General features: G+C 70.5%; 18 protein-coding genes. 13 read left to right on the forward strand and 5 right to left on the reverse strand.

Going from position 1 to position 19,703, the window contains the following annotated elements; translation table 11 throughout:
* Nucleotides 1–165: 165 nt before the first annotated feature.
* Together ACFU53_RS37055 and ACFU53_RS37060 are read left to right on the forward strand one after the other, a co-directional pair.
* Complete coding sequence (locus tag ACFU53_RS37055; RefSeq protein ID WP_384002911.1) at nt 166–723, forward strand: SigE family RNA polymerase sigma factor; 558 nt, start codon at nt 166–168, stop codon at nt 721–723.
* Nucleotides 720–1,934, forward strand: coding sequence for a WD40 repeat domain-containing protein (locus ACFU53_RS37060; protein WP_384002863.1), 1,215 nt, complete (start codon nt 720–722; stop codon nt 1,932–1,934). The genes ACFU53_RS37055 and ACFU53_RS37060 overlap by 4 nt, the downstream gene beginning before the upstream one ends.
* On the opposite strand, the gene dapA is transcribed toward ACFU53_RS37060, so the two are convergent.
* Complete coding sequence (dapA, locus tag ACFU53_RS37065; RefSeq protein ID WP_384002866.1) at nt 1,921–2,823, reverse strand: 4-hydroxy-tetrahydrodipicolinate synthase; 903 nt, start codon at nt 2,821–2,823, stop codon at nt 1,921–1,923. The two genes, ACFU53_RS37060 and dapA, sit on opposite strands and share 14 nt — an antisense overlap.
* Nucleotides 2,824–3,095: 272 nt before the next feature.
* Between dapA and ACFU53_RS37070 the strand changes: the two genes are divergently transcribed.
* Together ACFU53_RS37070 and ACFU53_RS37075 are read left to right on the forward strand one after the other, a co-directional pair.
* Nucleotides 3,096–3,557, forward strand: coding sequence for a phage holin family protein (locus ACFU53_RS37070; protein WP_384002869.1), 462 nt, complete (start codon nt 3,096–3,098; stop codon nt 3,555–3,557).
* On the forward strand, nt 3,554–3,865 hold the full coding sequence (locus ACFU53_RS37075; RefSeq protein ID WP_384002872.1) for a DUF3618 domain-containing protein: 312 nt from the start codon (nt 3,554–3,556) through the stop codon (nt 3,863–3,865). The genes ACFU53_RS37070 and ACFU53_RS37075 overlap by 4 nt, the downstream gene beginning before the upstream one ends.
* Before the next feature lie 332 nt (nt 3,866–4,197).
* Here the strand turns inward: ACFU53_RS37075 and ACFU53_RS37080 are convergent, their stop codons facing one another.
* Nucleotides 4,198–5,286: a YihY/virulence factor BrkB family protein gene (locus ACFU53_RS37080; RefSeq protein WP_384002875.1), complete on the reverse strand. Its 1,089-nt coding sequence runs from the start codon at nt 5,284–5,286 to the stop codon at nt 4,198–4,200.
* Nucleotides 5,287–5,400: 114 nt separating this feature from the next.
* Here ACFU53_RS37080 and ACFU53_RS37085 point away from each other — a divergent pair, with 114 nt between their 5' ends.
* From ACFU53_RS37085 to ACFU53_RS37095, 3 genes are all read left to right on the forward strand, one after another.
* Nucleotides 5,401–6,111 (forward strand): antibiotic biosynthesis monooxygenase, encoded by a 711-nt coding sequence (locus ACFU53_RS37085; RefSeq protein ID WP_384002878.1) that lies wholly within the window; start codon nt 5,401–5,403, stop codon nt 6,109–6,111.
* Nucleotides 6,112–6,189: 78 nt separating this feature from the next.
* Nucleotides 6,190–6,870: an ArsR/SmtB family transcription factor gene (locus tag ACFU53_RS37090; RefSeq protein WP_384002881.1), complete on the forward strand. Its 681-nt coding sequence runs from the start codon at nt 6,190–6,192 to the stop codon at nt 6,868–6,870.
* Between the two features lie 20 nt (nt 6,871–6,890).
* The gene (locus ACFU53_RS37095; protein ID WP_384002884.1) at nt 6,891–7,634 is read left to right on the forward strand and encodes an SRPBCC domain-containing protein; all 744 of its coding nucleotides are present in this window, start codon (nt 6,891–6,893) and stop codon (nt 7,632–7,634) included.
* A gap of 13 nt (nt 7,635–7,647) precedes the next feature.
* Here the strand turns inward: ACFU53_RS37095 and ACFU53_RS37100 are convergent, their stop codons facing one another.
* Complete coding sequence (locus ACFU53_RS37100; protein WP_384002887.1) at nt 7,648–9,471, reverse strand: endonuclease/exonuclease/phosphatase family protein; 1,824 nt, start codon at nt 9,469–9,471, stop codon at nt 7,648–7,650.
* A gap of 271 nt (nt 9,472–9,742) precedes the next feature.
* Nucleotides 9,743–9,889, reverse strand: a complete 147-nt coding sequence (locus tag ACFU53_RS37105) for a hypothetical protein (RefSeq protein ID WP_384002890.1) — start codon at nt 9,887–9,889, stop codon at nt 9,743–9,745.
* Between the two features lie 51 nt (nt 9,890–9,940).
* Between ACFU53_RS37105 and ACFU53_RS37110 the strand changes: the two genes are divergently transcribed.
* The 6 genes from ACFU53_RS37110 to ACFU53_RS37135 all read left to right on the forward strand — a co-directional run bounded on the left by ACFU53_RS37110 (nt 9,941) and on the right by ACFU53_RS37135 (nt 18,191).
* A complete protein-coding gene (locus tag ACFU53_RS37110; RefSeq protein ID WP_384002894.1) occupies nt 9,941–11,419 on the forward strand; it encodes a hypothetical protein in 1,479 nt (492 codons plus the stop codon).
* Between the two features lie 389 nt (nt 11,420–11,808).
* On the forward strand, nt 11,809–13,287 hold the full coding sequence (locus ACFU53_RS37115; protein ID WP_384002897.1) for an alkaline phosphatase PhoX: 1,479 nt from the start codon (nt 11,809–11,811) through the stop codon (nt 13,285–13,287).
* 491 nt (nt 13,288–13,778) lie between these two features.
* Nucleotides 13,779–15,362, forward strand: a complete 1,584-nt coding sequence (locus ACFU53_RS37120) for a TROVE domain-containing protein (protein ID WP_384002900.1) — start codon at nt 13,779–13,781, stop codon at nt 15,360–15,362.
* A 607-nt stretch (nt 15,363–15,969) separates the two neighbouring features.
* The gene (locus ACFU53_RS37125) at nt 15,970–16,695 is read left to right on the forward strand and encodes a GntR family transcriptional regulator (RefSeq protein ID WP_384002902.1); all 726 of its coding nucleotides are present in this window, start codon (nt 15,970–15,972) and stop codon (nt 16,693–16,695) included.
* A 34-nt stretch (nt 16,696–16,729) separates the two neighbouring features.
* Nucleotides 16,730–17,749, forward strand: a complete 1,020-nt coding sequence (locus tag ACFU53_RS37130; protein ID WP_384002905.1) for a 1-aminocyclopropane-1-carboxylate deaminase — start codon at nt 16,730–16,732, stop codon at nt 17,747–17,749.
* Nucleotides 17,750–18,059: 310 nt separating this feature from the next.
* Nucleotides 18,060–18,191: a hypothetical protein gene (locus tag ACFU53_RS37135; RefSeq protein WP_384002908.1), complete on the forward strand. Its 132-nt coding sequence runs from the start codon at nt 18,060–18,062 to the stop codon at nt 18,189–18,191.
* A gap of 125 nt (nt 18,192–18,316) precedes the next feature.
* On the opposite strand, the gene ACFU53_RS37140 is transcribed toward ACFU53_RS37135, so the two are convergent.
* Nucleotides 18,317–19,537: a TerD family protein gene (locus ACFU53_RS37140; RefSeq protein WP_384002914.1), complete on the reverse strand. Its 1,221-nt coding sequence runs from the start codon at nt 19,535–19,537 to the stop codon at nt 18,317–18,319.
* Nucleotides 19,538–19,703: the final 166 nt, after the last annotated feature.

Here is a 19,703-nt window from a genome sequence, read left to right on the forward strand (position 1 = left end):
GTACGCGCACGCGCGCGTACGGGCCCGAACCGTGTCTCCGCCCCCTCCACGTCTAAGTTCCGTCCACGACTTTCTCCTCCGGGGTGACATAGCCGGGCACGGGTCCGCGCGTCACAAGGGGCACAGGGACGGGACACGGGGCCCGCCAGGGAAGAGAAGGTGACGATGGATGCCGCGGGGCAGGAGAGTTTCCGGGAATTCGTGGCCGGACGGTCGTCGGCGCTGCTGAAGACCGCCGTGCTGCTGAGCGGCGGGGACCGCCACGCCGCCGAGGACCTGCTGCAGAACGCGCTGATCAAGGCAGCCGGACGCTGGCAGCGGATCGACGAGCCGGAGGCGTACGTACGGCGGATCCTCTATCGGCAGCAGGTCAGCCGGTGGCGGCTGAAGTGGCGGCGACGGGAGCTGACCGTCGCCGAGCCGCCCGAGAGTGGCGGCGCCGCGGACGGGGCGGCCGGTGTCGAGCTGCGGCTCGTGATGCGCGGGGCGCTGGCCCGGCTCACCGCCCGCCAGCGGACCGTGCTCGTGCTGCGCTACTTCGAGGACCTGCCCGAGGGCGATGTGGCCCGGCTCCTCGGGTGCTCCGTCGGGACCGTCCGGTCCACGACCCACCGCTCGCTCGCCCGACTGCGTGAACTCGCGCCCGAGTTGGCCGCGCTCGGGCCCGCCGCGGCCGAGCAGAAGCCGTCCCGTGACTTCTCGCCCGTGGAGGTGCGTCCGTGAACGTCGACGAACTGGTGCGCGACTCCCTCCGGGAGCAGTCCGCCGAACAGCCGCCACTGGCCCCGGGCTTCGCCGACCGGGTACTGAACGTCCGGCGCCGCCGCCGGACCCGAACGTTCGCGACCGTCGCCGCGGCCACCGCCGCCGTGGTCGCCGTCGCGGTGGCCGTGCCCCTGCTGGGCTCCGGCAAGGACAAGGACGAGGTGCGCTTCGCCACCGAGATGAACAGGAGCGACATCATCGCCCACCCCGACCAGTCGCCGCCGCGCGACCTGATCGCGGCCGGGGACGTGGCGCTGGCGGGCTACTACTCGTGGAACATCGTCAAGCGGACGGAGAAGGTCGCCGACCACGTGCGCGACTACTGGCTGCTCGACCAGAAGACCGGCAAGTACGAGAAGACGGCCAAGTGGTCCTACATCGACTTCGCCCCCGGTCTGCGCACCGCGGCCGTCCTGGAGAAGGACCTCCCGGCCCAGCGGATCGGGATCCTCGACCTCTACACCGGAGAGGTCGAGCGCTGGATCCCGGTCGACCGGGGTGTCGCCGGTGTCGAGTTCTCGCCCGACGGGAGCAAGCTCGTCGCCACGACGTACAGCAAGAACCCCGATCTGCTGTCCAAGTTGGACTACGACTCGGACGGAGACGGCAAGAAGAACGACTGGGGGCCCAAGTGGTTCCAGTCGGACCGGACCGGCTTCTACATCGTCGACGTCGACTCCGGCGAGAGCTCCTGGAGCGAGGTCACGGACAACAGCGACGGTGACCTCAACGTCCGCCAGGACTTCGCGTTCAGCCACGACGGCAAGCTGGTGTACTCGGGGCTCACCACCGAACCCCACCAGCGGTTCTACGACTTCGAGGGCAACGAGGCCGCCAAGCCCGCGAATGAGAAGTACACGCACTGGGCCGAGCGCGCGGGGCTGTCCCCGAACGGCGAACTCGTCGCGTCCGGCGGTACGGTGCTCGACGCCTACACCGGCAAGCAGGTCGCCAAGGTGTCCGGCGGTCAGCAGTCGCTCGCCTGGGTCGACGACGAGCGGCTCGTCATCTGGGGCTGCGATCCCGAGCGGTGCAACGGCAAGAACGAGTTCCGCAACCAGCTCCTGCTGGTGACCGTCGGCAGCGACAAGGTCGTCCAGCTCAGCGACTTCCGCAAGGCCTCGTCCGACTACGCCGGCCGCTGGACCCCGATGTTCAGCGAGCGCTGACCAGTTCCTCGTACGCCGCCAGCAGCCCGTCGGTCATCTCGTGGCCGGCGGGCCGCAGCGGTGCGCGGACCGGGCCGGCCGGCAGTCCGAGCCGCCCCAGGAGAGCCTTCGCCGTGACGGTGCCGGGCAGGCCCGAGGACATCATCGACTCGGTGAGCGGAATGGTCCGTCGCTGAAGCCGGGCCGCCTCGGCGGTGTCGCCCGCGTCGAACGCGTCGATGACCGCCCGGAAGTGGCGGGGCGCCGCGTTCGCGACCGTGCTGACGTAACCCGACCCGCCGATCGCGTACAGCGCGAGGACGTACTCGTCGCAGCCCGTGTAGTACGCCAACTCCGTCTCCGCCAGCACCTTCTGGGTGCCGAGGAGGTCGTACGCGCAGTCCTTCACCGCCACGATCCGGGGGTGGCCCGCCAGCCGGATCATGGTCTCCGGTTCGATCCGGGTGCCGGTGCGGCCGGGGATGTCGTACAGGGCGACGGGCAGTCCCGAGGCGTCGGCGAGTTCGCGGAAGTGGGCCTCGACCGCGTCCTGCGGGGGCCTGCTGTAGTACGGCGTGACCGCCAACAGGCCGTCCGCGCCCGCCTTCTCCGCCGCCAGCGCCAGCTCCACGGTGTGCCGGGTGTCGGCGGTGCCCACCCCGGCCACGATCACGGCCCGCTCGCCGACCGCCGCGCGTACGGCACGGATCAGCTCCGCCTTCTCCTCGTCCGTCGTCGTCGGCGACTCGCCCGTCGTACCGGACAGCACCAGCCCGTCGCACCCCTCCGCCACCAGCCGGTCGGCGAGCCGCTGGGCCCCGTCGAGGTCGAGCGCGCCGGACGTGGTGAAGGGCGTGATCATCGCGCAGAGGGCGCGGCCGAAGGGGGTGGGGCGGTGGGTGAGGGTCATACGGGTAGTCTCGGCGTGTTCATTATGAAGCTCCACTTAATTCTTCTACGAGATACGGGGGAGTTTTGCTACGAGGTTGAGGGGTGAGCCCATCCGGCGAACGGGCTAATCGTTGGAGCCGCCGAGCGGATACAAGATCGCCCACCCGGTGCTGTCCCTGGTTCCAGAGCCGGGCGGCGGGCTCGGCGAGCGGGGGTCCGGGACTCCGCCGCAGGGGTAGCGCGGGCCGGGCGGGGTACTCGGGGCGTCCCGATGTGTGAGGAGGCGACACCGTGACCGGGACCACCGAGACCAGGCCCACGCGACTCGTGCGCTCTGTGCGATCCGCGCGTCCGGGGCCGGGCGAACACGACCACCACTCCGTGGGCGAGCTGGTCGGGCAGGCCACCGAACAGCTCTCCCTGCTCGTACGACAGGAGGTCGCCCTCGCCAAGGAGGAGCTGGCCGAGAAAGGGCGACGCGCGGGGCGCGGCGGCGGGCTCCTCGGCGCGGCCGGCGCCGTCGCCTACGTGGGGTTCATGACCCTCGCCGCCGCCGGGGTCGCGGCGCTGTCCCTGGTGCTGGACGTGTGGGCTGCCGCGCTCATCGTCATGGCTGTGCTCTTCGTGATCGCCGCCGTACTGGCTGCGGTCGGGCGCGCGCAACTGCGGCAGGCCACCCCGCCCAAGCCGGAGCGGGCACTCGACAGCGTCAAGGCGGACGTGGACGAGATCAAGGGGAGGGCTCGGCGATGACGCAAGCATCCAGCAGGACCGATGGTTCGGTGGGCGCCAAGGGGCCCGATGAACTCCGGCGGCAGATCGAGGTGACCCGGGCGCAGCTCGGCGACACGGTCGAGGAACTGGCCGCCAAGGCCGATGTGAAGGCGAGGGTGCACTCGGCCAAGGCCGATGCGAAGGCCAGGGTGCACACGGCCAAGGCCGATGCGAAGGCGAGGGTGCACACGGCGTGGGAGCGGGTGCCCCGGGAGGCGGTCGTCGTGGGCGGCGCGGGTGTCGCCGTGGCCGCGGCGGGGATACTGATCTGGCGGCACTACCACTGACCCTGGCGGCCCCTCCTTTGCTCACCCGCCCACCCGACTCGCCTTGCTGACCGGTCCAGCTCGAAAGGCTTGGTGCCTCGAGAAGCTTGAGGTTTGGTGCGGGCCCGGCTCGTCGAAAAGCTTGGTCAAGGGCGTGGCGCTCGAAGGGGCTTGGTGAGGGGCGGCTTCTCACCTGTTCGCATGCGATGACTGCGGCCGGGTGTGGGCCGCACGCACGGACGATGATCGGTTACGGTCCGCACGCGCCGGCGGTTGGAGTGGGCCCGCCATTGTCAGGGCTGTCAGGGCGGCGGCGGAGTCGAGGCCTCCTCCCCGGCTCATGGCTCACGCCCTCACCCCTTGCTCATCGCGTCCGGTTCACCCGCAGCCCGGGCGCGGGCCTCTCGCAGGGCCCGCAGCCGGGGTGGCCACTTGCGGGTGTCGCGGGGTTCGACATAGGGCTCGTCGGTGGGGGAGCGGCCCTCGGTGATGGCGAGTTCGCGGGAGAGTTCCGCGTCGAATTCGAGGCCCAGCAGGATCGCGAGGTTGGTGAGCCAGAGCCAGATGAGGAAGACGACGGCGCCGGCGAGGGTGCCGTAGGTCTTGTTGTAGGAGCCGAAGTTGGCGGCGTAGACGGCGAAGCCGGCGGACGCGGCGAGCCAGATGAGCGTGGCGAGGACACCGCCGGGGCTGACCCAACGGAAGCCCCGGCCACGGACGTTGGGCGCGGCCCAGTACAGCAGCGCGATCATCAGGGTCACCAGCACCAGCAGCACCGGCCACTTGGCGATGTCCCACATCGCGATGGCCGCGTCACCGAGCCCGATCGTCGTGCCCGCGCGCTCGGCCAGCGGCCCGGTGAACACCACGATCAACGCGCTCACCGCCAGCATCACCATCAGCACCAGGGTCAGGGCGATCCGCAGCGGCGTCAGCTTCCACACCGGGCGGCCCTCCGGCAGGTCGTACACCGCGTTGGAGGTGCGGATGAACGCGGCCACGTACCCCGACGCCGACCACACCGCCGCCAGCAGGCCGACGATCGCCAGCACTCCGCCCGTACCGCCGCTGTCGCCCAGCTGGACGACAGCGTCCCGCAGGATGTCCCGCGCGGGGCCGGGCGCCAAGTCACCGATGTTGTCCAGGATCTTGTCGGTCGCGCGCTGCCCGACGACCCCGAGCATCGACACCAGCACCAGTAGCGCGGGGAACAGCGACAGGACGCCGTAGTACGTCAACGCGGCCGCCCGGTCGGACAGTTCGTCGTCCTGGAACTCCTTGACCGTGCGCCGCACCACCGCCCACCACGAACGCCTCGGCAGTCCGGTGGGACCGTCCGCGCCGGTCCGCTGCTCGGTTTCCTCCCCGGACACGGTCCCGGTATCCGCCCCGGTTTCCGGTCCCTTCCCCACCCGCTCGGCCTCGGGCCGCTTCTCGTCCATGACCGGGCGGGTCTCCCGAAACAGGGCCCCGAATCGCGGACTTGACCTGAATCCTGGTTGAGGTTGAAAGGTGGTCGGTGCACGCACACCGAGTACCGATCATGGGAGAGCGGCATGACCCGTCGTACGGACCTCCATCCCGTCCTCGACCGCCCCGACGTCGGGGCGCCCTTCTTCAGCACCTGGCAGGTGGGTACGCCGCTGAGGCAGCGGCAGACCGTCGAGGCCATCGCCGACACCTGGCAGCGGCGGCCCTGGCCCACCGACGGGCTGTTGGGGTACTTCGTCTATGCGGCGGAGGACGGCTCCGGCCTGCTGCACTACTCGCAATGGGCCGACGAGCAGGCGTATGAAGCCTTCGTCAAGACGCGTCGGCAGGAGCGCAACGACGCCATCGACACCGCCGTGCCGGGGATCGAGCGGGTGGGGCTCGGGCGGTACCGGCGGTACCGCAGCCTCGCGGGGGACGAGGGCCGGGCGGCACGGGTGCCGGGGTGTGTCGTGATCGTCGACATCGAGTTCGACGGGCCGGACCCGGCGCGGCAGCGCGCCTGGGTGGACGCCGTCGAGGAGGCGCTCACCGCCGAGCCGAACTCGCACCCCGGCGGTATCTCAGCCCACTTCCACCTCAGCACCGACGGCACCCGCGTCCTCAACTACGCCGAGTGGGAGACCGCCCAGCACCACATCGACGCCCTCGCCACCCCCGGCGACGGCATCGGCTCGCCCTCGGCACTCTGGCAGCGCGTACAGACCTGGCCCGGACTGACGAAGAACGGATCGGTCACCCGCTACGAGTACGCGCTCGGCCTCGTCCCGCACTGACCCGCCGACCGCCGCCGTGAGCGCACCGAAAACTATAACCGTCTGGACAAAAAAAGTATTCGGTGGGACGGTGGAGTCATGTTGGACGTCACCGTGATCGAGGACCCCGAGGCAGCGGCGGTCTCGCTGGACCCCATACGGGCCCGGCTGCTCGCCGAGCTGGCGGCCGGGCCCGCGTCGGCCGCCATGCTGGCCGGAAAGGTCGGACTGCCGCGCCAGAAGGTGAACTACCACCTGAAGGCGTTGGAGCGGCACGGCCTGGTCGAGCTGGCGGGGGAGCGCCGCAAGGGCAATGTCACCGAGCGGCTGATGCGGGCGACCGCCGCGTCGTACGTGATCTCACCGCTCGCGCTCGCCGCCGTACAGCCGGACCCCGATCGTTTCCGGGACCAGCTCTCCGCGCGCTGGCTGCTCGCGCTCGGCGCCCGGCTGGTCCGGGACGTCGGGTCGCTCATCACGGGCGCGGCCAAGGCCCGCAAGCGGCTCGCGACCTACGCGCTGGACGGCGAGGTCACCTTCGCCTCGGCCGCCGACCGGGCCGCGTTCGTCCAGGAACTGACGGCGGGGGTGGGCGCGCTGATCCGCAAGTACGACGCCCCCGACGCCGAGGGCGGCCGGGGCCACCGGATCGTCGTCGCCGTACACCCCACGGTCAGGCCGCAGGCCACCGAAGCGCCCGATCAGCCCGAAGAGCGCGATCAGCGCGATCAGCGCGAACAGCGCCCACATATCGATCGGCCCGAACTGTCAGATCAGTAGGACCCGTTGAGGAGCACGTCATGCCCAAGGAATTCGAGATCGCCCGGGAGTTCGAGGTCGACGCCACTCCCGAGGAGGTGTGGGAGGCCGTCACCGCCGGGACCGGCGGGTGGCTGTGGCCGATGGAGGCACCGGAGCCGCGTGTCGGTGGCAAGGGGCCGTTCGGCTCCGAGGTCATCGCGTGGGAGCCGCCCCACCGGTACACCAACCGTGTCGAGAACGTCGAGGGCATCTCCGAACAGACCCTCAACCAGCTGGACTACACGATCGAACCGCGCGACGAGGGCCGACGCGCCTGGGTGCGGTATGTGCACAGCGGCATCTTCGTCGACGACTGGGACAACCAGTACGACGGCGCCGCCAAGCACACCGAGTTCTATCTGCACACCCTGCGCCAGTACCTGACGCGCTTCGCGGGCCGGACGGTCACCGCGTTCGCCACCTTCGACGGGCCCGAGACGTCCGGGACCGCCGACGCGCTCATCACCGTCGGACGAGCGCTCGGCCTCGCGGACGACGCTCCCGAGGGCACCCGTGTCCAGGCCAAGGGCCCGGACGGACAACTCCTCGACGCCGTGGTCGACTACCGGAACCCGTACTTCATCGGCCTGCGCACCGACGACGCCCTGATCCGCTTCTTCGGCCGCAACCACTGGGGTTACCGCGTCGGCATGAGCGTCCACGACTTCGCGCCGGGCGTCGACGCGGAGGCGGACGAGACCGCCTGGCAGGGCTGGCTGAACGGCGTGTTCAGCCAGCCCTGAGAACCACCGACGGTTACGGCCTGAACCGCAGCACCTGCGGGTCGTGGTCGCTGATCTGGTCGTTGAACTCCGAGTTGACGTGCACGCTGTCGTACGTGAACCCGGTGGAGCGCCGGATCGAGCGGCTGACCAGGATCTGGTCGAGGACCTGGGCGTTGCCCTGGAAGACGTACGAGTAACGCTCCCGCTTCGGCAGCGACTTGATCGCCGACCACAGGACGCCGTCGTCCTCCAGCAGCTCCGCGGTGTCGGAGAACTCGAAGTCGTTGATGTCGCCGAGGGCGATGACGTCCGCCTTCTTCTCCTTCGCCAGGATCTGCTTGACGAACGCGTTCACGGCGGTCGCCTGCAGGTGGCGCTGGGTCTCCGAGCTGCGCTTCGGCGGCTGGAACTCCGAGTGCAGTGCCTGGTCGCCGCCCTTGGACGCGAAGTGGTTCGCGATCACGAAGATGGACTTGCCGCGGAAGGAGAACTCGCCGACGAGCGGCTTGCGGCTGTTCGTCCAGGCGGCGTTCGCCGGGTCGACCCGGCCCGGAGACACCGTCAGCTGCGCCTTGCCGTTCACCTTCGTCACCCCGGCCGCGGTCGTGGCGTCGCCGCCCGCGCGGTCGGTGAAGGAGACCCGCTCGGGGTTGAACAGGAAGACCTGGCGGATGTTGCCGCCGGGCTCACCGCCGTCCGCGAGGTTCACCGGGTCGATGGACCGCCAGTCGTACGTCGGTCCGCCCGCCGCCGTGATCGCCTCGACCAGCTTCTTCACCGTCTGGTCGGCGGCGACCGTACCGTCGTTGGTGGCGCCGTTGTTGTCCTGGATCTCCTCCAGGGTCACGATGTCGGGCGACTGCAGGTTGTGCACGATCGCGGCCGCGTGGTCCGCGAAGCTGCCGTCCGAGGGGTCCAGGTTCTCGACGTTGTACGTCGCCACCGCGAGCTCGCCGGGTGCCTGCTTCTGGGTCGTCTCGCGCTCCAGGCCGCCCTGCTTCAGGGTGCCGATCCGGTTGGCGACGAGCGTGTAGCCGCCGAACTGGTTGTAGTCCAGCGGGCCGGCCGTCGTGCCCTTCAGCACGTCACCGACGTTCGCCTTCGGGAAGTCGGCGACCGCGCCCAGCGACTGGATCTGCAGCCGGCCGGTGTTCTGCGAGGTGTAGGAGTCGTACAGCGTCCCGCCACGGCGGTTGTCGTTCTCCCGGGGCTTCACCGTGACCCACAGCTCGGTGAACGGGTCGGTGGCGCCGACCACGCGGGTGTCGGCGACCTGGACGTTCATGCCCTCCAGGGACTCATATCGGTCCAGGGCGTACTTTGCCGGGGCGAGCGTGAGGCCGTTGACCGAGCCGCCCGCGGCGGTGTCGCCGGCCGGGGCGTACCTGCTCGGCACGGACTTGGCGTCGACGACGGTCGCGGCCGGAACGGCGTTGCCTGTGGAGACCACCGCGATCGTCGGGCGGGTGATCTGCGTCACGGACTGGTTTCCGGACGAAGTGCCGCCCGGCACGAACTCGGAGACGGTGCCCGAGACCGTCACCGCGTCGCCCACCGAGACTGTCGGCCGGGAGCTGGTGAAGACGAAGACACCCTCGCTCGTGGCCGAGTTGGCGTCCGCCTGGGTGTCCTGGATCCAGAAGCCGCGCGAACCGTAGCCGCGTACGCCCGTGACGATGCCCTCCACGCCGGTCACCTGCTGACCGGCGAGCGGGGACGTCCGGGTGGCGCCCTGGATGTCGTGGATGCGTATGGAGTCGGCCTCGGCAGGCGAGGTCAGGACCACGGTGGACACCGTGGAGCAGATGGCGGCGACGGTCAGCGCGCCGATGCGCGCGGTTCTCTTGCTCGGCAAGGGGATCCCTCCGGGGACGTACGTGAGCGCCGGGACGAGAGTGGACGGGGGGTGGCCTGCGACCGGTGGGGCGGTGCGACGCGCGTAGAACCTCAATGGACTCCGACGGACTGCGATGGCCGCGTCTGTGGGTGGCCCCGGAATCACCCCAGGGCTACCCGTGAGTTTCTACGCGCGTCAATCTCCTGCCTGCTCAGGCCACTTGTCAAGGTTTCAGCCAGGTCCGACTTCTGGCAGGTACATGAACCAGGCGGCATAGGTGGAAATCCGTCTAGGCTGAGCGGCTGCCGTACTTGTACGGGCGCCGCGCGTGATCGGACGCCGCATTCCGCTCGTACTTGTAGGTGGACTCGTACTCGTAGGTCGACTCGTACTCGTAGGCCTGGCGCGTACGGACACCACCAGCATCGACCGCCACCAGTATCGACCGCCACCGTCGTCACCGCTCGTTCCGAGGAGATCCCCACCGATGTCAGACAGCTCGCCACTGCCGCCGGTGCGGCTTCTCTCCGAAGCGGAGCTGGCGCGGGAGGCGCTCGCCACACCGCTGCTCTCGCGCGCCGCGCGGCTCGCCCGCTGGGCCGGGCCGGACACGCGTGTGGGCGCCGGGGGCGAACTCGTCGACGAGCAGCTGCCCGCCGCCGCCGAGGCGCTCGGGCTCACCGGCGAGGGCGTCGACGGCGACGACGCGGCGGCCTCGGCCGGCGAGGCCTGGCGGGTGGCTGTGGACACCGGGCTCGTCGAGATCGTGAACCCGGATGAAGGGGAGGAGGGGACGGTCACCCTGGGCGAGGATTTCGCGCTCCTCACCTCCGGCGGCCCGCAGGACGTGCTCGGCATCTGGCTCAGGGCACTGGAGACCGCCCTCGCCGAGGCGAGCGTGCCCGACCTCGACGGCCTCGTCGGCGCCATGGACTCCGGCGGCGAGATCGACTTCTCCGAGTTCGACTGGGACCCCGACGCCGAGGCGGATTTCCTCGACGGGGTGCTCGGCAACCTCTACCTCCTCACCGTCAGCGAGGACGGTCCCGGCGACGGGCCGGTGCCGCTGCCCGCCCTCGCCGCGTCGATGATCGTCCCCGACGACATGGGGGAGCCCACCAACGACGTACTGGAACAGGTCTCGGACGCGATGATGCGGCTCGACGACCAGTTCCGGGTGCTGGAGCCGGTCGGGCTGGTGGAGTACCAGCCCGTGGACGAGGCGCTGATGACGGACGCGGAGGAGGCCGTCGCCGCCGCCGGGGGGCAGGGTGCGCCTTCCGTCGACGACACCGATGTCACGCGGTACGGCATGGTCCGGCTCACCCCGCTCGGGCTGTACGGGATGCGGGCGCGGCTCCAGGATGCGGGCGTGCCCGCGCCCGCGGTCGGGGACCTCGTCGACAAGGGTGCGGACGCGCTGCTGGACGGCATCGCCGGGTTCCCGCCGGCGGCGGCCCAGGCCGAGACCGAGCAGTGGCTCGCGCGCCGTGAGTCCCTGGACGCGGCGCGCGAGCTGCTCGCCGCCGTGCGTGGCTCCGACGTCGGCGCTCCGCTGCGGCGGCTGCGCTGTCAGCAGGCGCTGTCCCTCGTGGGGGCCGTGGCCGAGCCGGCACTCCGGGAGGTTCTGGACGACCCCGAGCTGGGCGGGCTCGCCCGGGTGTGGCTGACCGAGCGCGGTGCCGCCGACGTGCCCGCGCCGTCCGAGGCCATGGTCTTCTGGCTGACCATCGACACGGTCGCCGCGCAGCTGGCGGCCGAAGGGAACTCCGCGGAGCTGCGGGCGCTGGTGGAGGGGTTGGCCGCGCAGCACGGTTCGTTCTTCGCGGCGGCCTGGCGGGTGGACCATCCGGCCACGCCGGATGTGCTGGAGGCGATGGGGAGGATCCACCCCGACAAGAAGGTGGCGAAGGAGGCCCGCAAGGCGGCGTTCAAAGCGCGGTCGCAGATGGGGCCGGGCGCGTAGTAAGGGGGCCGGGCCCTGGTAACTCGGGTTGTGCCGTGGTTCTGGCGGGTGCGGGTTGTGTGTGGTTGCTCGCGCAGTTCCCCGCGCCCCCAAAAGACGATGACACGGCCCTGCGGGCCTGAAAGCGCTGGGCGCGGCCCCTGCTTTTCAGGGGCGCGGGGAAGTGCGCGACCAGCCCCCACTCACCCTCACCCGCATCCGCCGACGCATCCGAACCCCGAGCTCTCCTGCGTCAGGGGGTCGAAGGGGCGCGGCCCCTCGGTGGTTCACCGAAGCCGGGGGGCTCATGTCGCCCGCTGTTCAACCCGCGTTCAGCCACAGCCGGGACCGTGTGGCGCGACAACTCGGGTCCGCCCCCCACGGTCAGCCCACCGCACGCAGGAGACAGCATGTCGCTCACCCGCAGGGACTTCGCCAGACGATCCGCAGTCACCGGGGCCGGTGTCGCGCTGGCCGGCAGCGTAGGCGCACTCGCCACCGCGCCGAACGCCCTCGCGTCGACGGACGCGGACTTGGAGACCGACGACGACAACGAGACCGACGACGGCACCGAGCGCGGGGCGGACCGCCACGGTGGGGTCGGATACGGCCCGCTCGTGCCCGACCCGAAGGGCATCCTGGCGCTGCCCGCCGGGTTCAAGTACCGGATCATCACGTACAGCGGGAAGACCAAGCTGGAGTCGGGCGAGTTCACGCCGGGCAAGCACGACGGCACCGCCGCCTTCCCCGGCCCCCGCGGCACCACCCTCCTCGTCAACAACCACGAGCTGAAGGGACCCCGGGCCAACTGGGAGTTCCCGGTGCCGCTCACCGAAGGACTGGTCTACGACCCGGCGGCGGCCGGCGGCTGCACGGTGGTGGAGGTACGCCCCGACGGGCGCGTCGCCGAGTGGGTCGGGATCGCGGGCACGTCCACCAACTGCGCGGGCGGCAGCACCCCTTGGGGCACCTGGCTCACCTGCGAGGAGAACTCCGACCGGGCCGGCGTCAACGGCATGACCAAGGACCACGGCTACGTCTTCGAGGTCGACCCCTGCGACCGCCGCGCCAACCGCGCCCCGAAGCCGCTGAAGTTCTTCGGCCGCTACGACCACGAGGCCGTCGTCATCGACCCCAAGCGCGGCCACGCCTACCTCACCGAGGACGCGGCGGCCCCCAACGGCCTCTTCTTCCGCTGGACCCCGCCCAAGGGATTCACCTACGGCCCCGGCAGGTTCCGTACCCTCGCCGACGACGCGGGAGTCCTCCAGGCCCCCCGGTGCTACGACTCCGGCGGCCGCTTCGTCGACGACCTCTCCCGCGCCACGAAGATCGGCACGGTGTTCGGAGTCGACTGGATCGACGTCCCCGACCGCGACGCCAGGACCGTCGCCGTGCGCAAGCAGTTCGCCGACACCGAGATCACCCGCGCCCGCAAGCTGGAGGGCATGTGGTGGGGCGACGGCGGCGCGTACATCGTCTCCTCCTACGCCCGTGCGGAGAGCCCCGGCGCCGCGCACGACGGCCAGGTCTGGTTCTACGACCCCAAGCGCCGCACCCTGACCCTGAAGGTCCTGCTCGGCGTCAACCCGGACCCGTCCGTCGACGGCGCCCTCGACGGCCCCGACAACATCACCGTCTCCCCGTACGGCGGCATCATCCTCACCGAGGACGGCGAGGGCATCCAGCACCTGTTCGGCGCCACCGACAGCGGCCGTACATACCCGATCGCCCGCAACGACCTGAACATCGGCACCGAGGAGGAGCCGGAGTACAGCGAGTTCGCCGGCGTCACCTTCTCGCCCGACGGAAAGACCCTGTACGCCAACATCCAGACCCCGGGAATCCTGCTCGCCGTCACGGGACCGTGGAAGCGGCAGAAGCGGTGACAACACTCGCGACCAGGCCGTGAATTAATTCGTTCGCCCGGCCCGCGGTACGCCTCCTAGAGTGATGCACGTCCAGGTGCGAAGGCAGGACCTACTTCCACTCATAATGGGGCGGCCGCGGGTTCGAGTCCCGCCACCGGTACAACGCGCCGGTGTAGCTCAGGGGTTAGAGCACCTACGTCGGTTCCGCCGGCTTCGATCTCTGGACACCCAAAACTTCATGCACCTCCCGGTGCGAATTTGATCTCGGGAGGCGCAGCAGATGGTGGGTGCCCGGTGCGTAGGCAGCGGATACTTCGGGAACTGGTGGGGAAAACTCCTCGTGCGGGTTCGAATCCCGTCATCGACTCCGGTCGATGTGGCGGAATGGCAGACGCGCCTGTTATAAGCACCGCCGCCGACTTCGACCTCGGGCACCTTCCTTTTGCTGCGCCTCCCCCTGAAAAGAACCTTCCACGCACGAAGTGCTGAAGAATTCGGGGGAATTCATCATGGCGCGATTCAACACCAAGGCCACCAAGGCGCAGCCCGTCTCGCGGGTCACCTCCACAGGGCGGGTGCTCCGTACATACGAGGGCGGCCGAGGCCGTGAGCGGGACGAGCGCTCGGAGCTTTTCCTGCTGTCGCTCGCCAACTTCGTCGCGCAGAAGACCTTCTACGAGAGCGGCGAGGACCGGGACGACCGGTTCGCCGCGCTCGTGCGCCGGCTCGCCGTCACCGACCCGGCGTGGACGGCCGGCCTGCTCGGCTGGCTGCGTGGCGAGGGCAACCTCCGTACGGCCTCCCTCGTGGGCGCCGCCGAGTACGTGAAGGCACGGCTCGACGCGGGCGTCACCGACGGGCCCACCAACCGTCAGGTCGTCGACTCGGTGCTGCGGCGCCCGGACGAGCCCGGCGAGCTGCTCGCCTACTGGACCTCGCGGTACGGCCGCACCATTCCCAAGCCGGTGAAGCGGGGCGTCGCCGACGCCGTACGACGGCTCTACAGCGCCAAGTCGCTGCTGAAGTACGACACCGCGTCCAAGGGCTACCGCTTCGGCGACATCCTCAACCTGGTGCACGCGGCGCCGGACCCGGACAAGCCGTGGCAGGGGGACCTGTTCCAGTACGCCCTCGACCGGCGCCACAACCCGGACACGGCGGTCGTGCCCAAGTCGCTTCCCATGCTCGCGGCGCACCGTGACCTGATGGAGTTGCGGCCGGCGAAGCGGCGCCGGGTCGTCGCCGGCGCGGGCGGCGCGCGGCGTCTCGCCGACGCGGGCATCACCTGGGAGGCGCTGGCGGGCTGGCTGCAGGGGCCGATGGACAGGGCGGCCTGGGAAGCCGTCATTCCGTCCATGGGAGCGATGGCCCTGACCAGGAACCTGCGGAACTTCGATGAGGCGGGCGTATCCGACGAGGTCGCGACGCAGGTGGCGGCCCGGATCAGTGACCCGGCGGAGGTCGCGCGGTCGCGGCAGTTCCCGTTCCGCTACCTCTCGGCGTACCGGCACGCGCCCTCGCTGCGCTGGGCGTACCCGCTGGAGCAGGCGCTCGGCCATTCGCTGGCCAACGTGCCCGCGCTGCCCGGCCGGACCCTGGTTCTGGTCGACCGCTCGGGCTCGATGTTCGGCTCGCGGCTGACCGACCGCTCGTCACTCACGTACGCCGACGCGGCGGCGATCTTCGGCACGGCGCTCGCGCTGCGGGCGGCGGACGCGGATCTCGTCGAGTTCGGGAGCACGAGCAGGGCGGTGCAGTTCGGCGCGGGCGAGTCGGTGCTGAAGATCATCGGCCGGTTCGGCGACCTGGGCGGCACCGACACGACCGAGGCCGTCCGCCGCCACTACCGGAAGCACGACCGGGTGCTGATCGTCACCGACGAGCAGGCCACCTACAGCCACTACGGCGACCCGACCCAGCAGATCCCGGCCCATGTGCCGGTCTACACCTGGAACCTCGCCGGCTACCGGGCGGGCCACGGCCCTTCCGGCAAGGCGAACCGGCACACCTTCGGCGGCCTCTCGGACGCGGCTTTTCGGATGGTTCCCTTGCTTGAGTGCTGTCGTGACGGGCTCTGGCCATGGCATGAGTGAAGGGGCGCAAGTTCACCAACATGACGGAATGGCAACCAGGTTGTGTGCCATCGACGAGTGCTCAAGGCCGCACAAGGGGCGAGGATGCTGCAATCTGCACTACCAGCGTTGGCTCGCTTATGGCGATCCAACGGGCGGTGGTCCCCTCTCGGATAACCGTGTCTCCGCCCCGGCCGTGCGCCATGGAGGGCTGTTCAAGGCCGCTGAAGGCGCGAGGGCTGTGCAATACGCACCACCGGCGCCTTCGAAGATATGGCTCACCAACGGCAACGCAGAACGGACTCGGCGCGGCACTTCCTGTCGTCACGAAGGATGCGAGCGGGAGCGGTACGGCGGTGGGCGTGGATCCTGTCACCTGCACTCCGGGCGTTTGAGGGAGAACCTTGAGTGGTGGACCTCGATGCAACCCAGCGGGCAACGCGTGAGTGACCTGCCGGCGTTCGCTCGGGAAGTCATCGAGCGATCCGGGGACCTGCCCGACGCCGCGCTGTAGCAGGACGTGGCCGTGGGGCGGCCGACGAACGGGGGCGAGTGTGGCCCGTATCCCAGTGGGGGTACGGGCCACACTCTTGTTCGTGACCCGTGCTGACATCTAACATTTCAGTTCATGGAGGCCATACGACCGGTCGGGCGCACCCTGCTGAGGGACCGCGCCTACCAAGCCATCCGGGACGCCATCGTGGCCGGGGAGATCGAGCCGGGCGCGGTGGTGCGTGACGCCGAGTTGGCGGAGTTGCTGGGGCTGTCGCGAGCGCCGGTGCGGGAGGCGTTCTCCCGGCTGGTGGACGAGGGGCTCCTGGAGAGCAAGCCGCAGAGCTACACGCGGGTCACGGCCGTCGTGGCCGCCGATGTGCGGGACGCGGCGGCCGTGGTCGGCGCCATGCACGAGCTGGCCACCCGGATCGCCGTGCCCCGGCTGTTCGCGGCGGATGTCGAGACGATGCGCTCGGCCAACGAGCGGTTCGCGGCGGCCGTCCGCACGGGCGACGTCGACGCGGCCCTGGTCGCCGACGACGCACTGCACGACGTCCTCGTCCGGGTGAGCGGCAACCGCGCGGCAGCCGCCACCGTCGCCCGCTACACCCCGCTCATCCGCCGGCTGGAGCGACGGCGGTTCGGCGAGGGCGGCAACTGCCGCTCGGCCGGCCTCCACGAGCAGTTGATCGAGGCGTGCGCGGCCGGCGACACGGACGAGGCGGTCCGTGTCACGGCGGAGATCTGGCGCGGCCTGGCCGCACTCGTCGACGAGCCGGCCGACGGACCTGGCGAGGCGCCTGGCGACGAACCCGCCCACGAACCCGTCGACGCCCCCGCGCTCGAAGCGGACCACTGACCCGCCCCACCCCCACTCCACCCCGGGAGGACCCGTGTCCCTTTCTTCCTTCGAGCGCTACCCGCTCCTCTTCGGGCCCTCGCCGGTCCATCCGCTGGAGCGCCTGACCGCCCACCTCGGCGGTGCCTCCGTCTGGGCCAAGCGCGAGGACTGCAACTCCGGCATCGCGTACGGCGGCAACAAGACCCGCAAGCTGGAGTACCTCGTTGCCGACGCGCTCGCCCAGGGCTGCGACACCCTCGTCTCCATCGGCGGTGTGCAGTCCAACCACACCCGTCAGGTCGCCGCCGTCGCCGCTCGCGTCGGGCTCAAGTGCGTGCTCGTACAGGAGAGTTGGGTCGACTGGCCCGACGCCGTGTACGACAAGGTCGGCAACATCCTGATCAGCCGGCTGGCCGGCGCCGACGTACGTCTCGTCCGGGCCGGCTTCGGCATCGGCTTCAAGGAGAGCTGGGAACTGGCGCTCAGCGAGGTCGAGGAGAGTGGCGGCAAGCCGTACGCCATCCCGGCCGGCGCCTCCGACCACCCCCTCGGCGGCCTCGGCTTCGCGGGCTGGGCGTACGAAGTCGCTGAGCAGGAGCGGGAGTTGGGCGTCTTCTTCGACACGGTGATCGTGTGCTCGGTGACCGGCTCGACCCAGGCCGGCATGGTGGCCGGTTTCGCAGCGCTGGAGGAGGCGGGCGGACGGCCGCGCCGGGTGCTCGGTATCGACGCCTCGGCCAAGCCGGTCCCCACCCGCGAGCAGATCGCCCGCATCGCCCAGAACACCGGACAACTCATCGGCGTCAAGCGGGAGTTGACCGTGGCCGACGTCGAGCTGGACGAGCGCTACCACGCCGGGATCTACGGCGTCCCGGACGATGCCACCCTCGTCGCCATGCAACTCGCCGCACGCACCGAGGGCATGGTCACCGACCCCGTGTACGAGGGCAAGTCGATGGCCGGGATGATCGACCTGATCGAACGCGACGAGATCGGCCCGGAGTCCACCGTGCTGTACGCCCACCTCGGCGGTCAGCCCGCGCTGAACGCGTACAGCGGCGTGATCCAGTGACGCCGGAGGCGCTGTTCCGGGGCTGACCCGGGCACCGACTCCTGCCAGACTCGGGCACCGACTCCTGGGCGGCCCGCGGGCACCGGCTCCTGCCGAAGCCCGCACCTGGCCGGATACAGTGCACAACGTGTGGGCGGACGATCAGCAGGGGGAGCCGGGCGGCGAGCGGGCCGAGCCCGAATGGTTCCCGTCGTCGGGCCACGATCCATGATGTGGCCCGGCCGGCCGGGGTGTCACGCCAGACGGTCGCCTTCCTCGGCTCTTCACGTGCATCGGCATCTGGAACGACTACATCTGGCCCCTGGTCGTCATGATCGACCCCGAGAAGGTCACCCTCCAGGTCGCCCCGGCGAACCTCAACGTCCTCTACAACACCGGCTACTCCCTGGTGATGGCCGGTGCGTTGTTGAGTGTCGTCCCGCTGATCGTCGCGTCTTCCTGATCGGGGCACGGCACTTCCTCCGGGACCTCGCGGCGGGGGCGATGAAGATGTGACGGGGCGGCGTACCGCCGGGCGCCCTTGTGTCGTGGGGTGCCCGGCGATGCGTACCTGCCCTCAGCGGGCCTTCACAGCGACTGGGCCGCCGGCTTCACCATCCCCCTGACCGTGCGGGACTTCACGAAGTCACCCATCGCGGTCATCTCCCACTCGCCGGAGAACTGCTTGATCAGCTTGGCCATCATCACGCCGGTCTGGGCCTCGGCGCTGGTGAGGTCGAAGCGGACCAGCTCCTCGCCGGTCGCGGCGTCGAGCAGACGGCAGTAGGCCTTGGCGACCTCGGTGAACTTCTGGCCGGAGAAGGAGTTGACCGTGAAGACCAGGCCGGTGACCTCCTGGGGAAGCCGTCCGAGGTCGACCACGATCACCTCGTCGTCGCCCCCGCCCTCACCCGTGAGGTTGTCACCGGAGTGCTTGATCGCGCCGTTCACGATCGAGAGCTTGCCGAAGTAGCAGCTGTCGATGTGGTTGCGCTGCGGGCCGTACGCGATGACCGACGCGTCCAGGTCGATGTCCTTGCCCCGGTACGCCGGCTCCCAGCCGAGGCCCATCTTGACCTGGGAGAGCAGCGGGCGGCCGCCCTTGACCAGAGAGACCGTCTGGTTCTTCTGGAGGCTGACGCGGCCCTTGTCCAGGTTGATCTTCCCGGCGCCGGGGGCGGGGGCCGCGGGCGGGGCCGGAGGGGCGGGGGGCACCGGGGGCGCCGTGCGGCTCGGGGCCGGGGACAGGACGGGCGGGGCCACCGGGGGTTGCATGGGGGCGGCGGGCTGTGCCGGGGTCGAGGCCGGGGCCGGGGAATCCTCCACCGTGACACCGAAGTCCGTCGCGATGCCCGCCAGGCCGTTCGCGTACCCCTGGCCGACCGCGCGGGCCTTCCACGCGCCGTTGCGGAGATAGATCTCCACGATCACCAGGGCCGTCTCGGTGCCCAGCTGCGGCGGGGTGAACGTGGCGATCACGGAGCCGTCCGCCGCGTTGCGGATCGTCGCCGTCGGTTCGACGCCCTGGAACGTCCGGCCCGCCGCGTCCGGGCTGGCCGTGACGATGATCTTCTCGATGCCCGGGGGGACGGCCGTGGTGTCCACCGTGATCGAGTCGGGCGTCGCACCGCCGCCGGAGCGGTACGTCACGCCCGGGCCGGTCGGCTGGTTGTAGAAGATGAAGTCGTCGTCCGAGCGCACCTTGCCGTCGCCGGTGAGCAATAGGCCCGATACGTCGAGCCGCACGGGCGCGGCGACGTCCACCGCGACGCGGGGGGCGGGCAGCGGGATGTTCGAGCCGGGGGTCATAGCGGTCATGCCGGGTGAACGATCCGGGCCGCTTTACCGTTCCCTTACCGAGCCGCTTGAGGGCCGTTCGGGGGTGCGGGTGGGTGGGGCTTCTCGCGCAGTTCCCCGCGCCCCCGAAAGACCAGGCCCTGCGGGCCTGAGAACGACGGCCGGGCGGGCCGAAAAG

It is taken from the genome of Streptomyces sp. NPDC057474, assembly GCF_042802555.1.
In the GTDB taxonomy this organism is placed as follows: domain Bacteria; phylum Actinomycetota; class Actinomycetes; order Streptomycetales; family Streptomycetaceae; genus Streptomyces.